General features: G+C 46.7%; 1 pseudogene. It reads left to right on the plus strand.

The annotated features are described in order from the left end of the window. Nucleotides 1-103: 103 nt before the first annotated feature. Nucleotides 104-1,044: pseudogene (locus BZG79_RS15845) on the plus strand (IS30 family transposase). Nucleotides 1,045-1,118: the final 74 nt, after the last annotated feature.

Below are 1,118 nucleotides of genomic sequence, written 5' to 3' on the forward strand. Positions count from 1 at the left end.
GTTTATGCTAAATTATTGATAATAAAGGGTTTGTTTTTCTTTCTTAACTCGGTGATGTCGATATTGGTACGCTTCTCATCGCCAAAATCAAAACGTGATTACCATGAGTTACCAGCGGTTGACCGAAGGACAACGATACCAGATTTCTGTCCTTTTGGCCCGTGGCTGTTCACAAACAGTCATTGCCGAAACCCTTTGTAAGTCAAAATCAACAATATCGAGAGAGCTAAGTAGGAACCGATTACCAGACGGCCGTTACGAGCCTGCTCAAGCTCAGCAGCTAGCGACAAGTCGACGTAACATGCCACCAAAAGGCGCATACCTTCGATGACAATCGACTTTGTTAAACTCTGCCTGAACGTTGATTGGAGCCCAGAGCAGATTAGCCATGTAAGCACGCGGTTGGGCATGCCTGTCAGCCATGAATGGATTTATCAATATGTGGCAACGGATAAAGCGACTGGCGGCAAACTGTATAAGTCATTGCGTCAAGGGCACAAACGCTATCGTAAGGGCAAAACAAGCAAGCGCTGTGTGATACCAGAGCCTGTCTCTATCGATGAGCGGCCAGCCATTGTGGATACCCGTGAGCGTTTTGATGACTGGGAAATCGATACTGTTTTGAGCAAACACGGTACAGGCGCACTTGTTACCATTGCTGAACGAACCAGTCGTTTTTACTTGGTAAAAAAGGTGAGCAGCAAAAACGCTGATGTCGTCCGTGATGCCACCATTGAGCTACTTAGACCGTACTCCGCGCATGTGCACACAATCACCGCAGATAATGGCTCAGAATTTGTCGGACATAAGGCGATAGCCGAGGCATTAGAGACAGAGATTTACTTTGCTCATCCTTATTCAGCCTGGGAGCGAGGTTTAAACGAAAACAGTAACGGGCTGCTCAGGCAGTATATTCCCAAGGGCACTGACCTGCGTGAAATCACTGAAGAAGAGGTGATGCAAGCTGTGGTCCGCTTGAATGCTCGACCAAGAAAATGTCTTGGTTTTAGGCAGCCTAGCGTTATCTTTAACAAGTTATGTTAGGCTGCAAACGAGAGTGTTGCACTTCGCGGTTGCATCCGCGTATACGCGTACAATACTATAGTCATGGTATTTAT

The organism is Salinivibrio sp. MA427, from assembly GCF_001996115.1.
Taxonomy (GTDB): domain Bacteria; phylum Pseudomonadota; class Gammaproteobacteria; order Enterobacterales; family Vibrionaceae; genus Salinivibrio; species Salinivibrio costicola.